We start from the raw sequence: 527 nt of genomic DNA, 5'->3' as shown, positions 1-527 counted from the left end.
ATGGCAAGCCCGGAGTTCTTGTTTGTCAAGCGTGCCATGGATATTGTGATCTCGCTGGTGGCACTGGTTATCCTGAGTCCGGTGTTTCTGATTACGGCTATTGCAGTCAAATCTGATGGTGGTCCTGCATTTTACAAGCAGGTGCGCCTGACCGAAGACGGCAAGCAGTTCGAGATCCTCAAGTTCCGTTCCATGCGGGTGGATGCAGAAAAAGACGGCGTGGCCCGCCTTTCCACCGGCGATAAGGACGACCGTATCACGAAGGTCGGCCATATTATTCGTGCCTGCCGTTTGGATGAACTTCCCCAGCTTCTGAATATCCTCAAGGGTGACTTGTCCATCGTCGGCCCCCGCCCGGAGCGGCCTGAAATCGCAGCCCAGTACTGCGAGGAGATGCCGGAGTTTGCACTGCGGCTTCAGGCAAAGGCTGGCTTGACCGGTTACGCGCAGGTGTACGGCAAGTACAATACGACTCCTTACGATAAACTGCAGATGGATCTGATGTACATCGCCCATCCCAGCTTGAT

General features: G+C 54.8%; 1 protein-coding gene. It reads left to right on the top strand.

What is annotated here, in order from left to right:
* Positions 1 to 527 (top strand): sugar transferase (locus D3F01_RS15880; protein WP_186851765.1); only part of this gene is annotated, 527 nt, incomplete at both ends.

It is taken from the genome of Faecalibacterium sp. BCRC 81149, assembly GCF_022750605.1.
In the GTDB taxonomy this organism is placed as follows: domain Bacteria; phylum Bacillota; class Clostridia; order Oscillospirales; family Ruminococcaceae; genus Faecalibacterium; species Faecalibacterium duncaniae.
The sequence above is the reverse complement of the archived record's forward strand: the minus strand, read 5'-3'. Positions and strand labels throughout refer to the sequence as shown.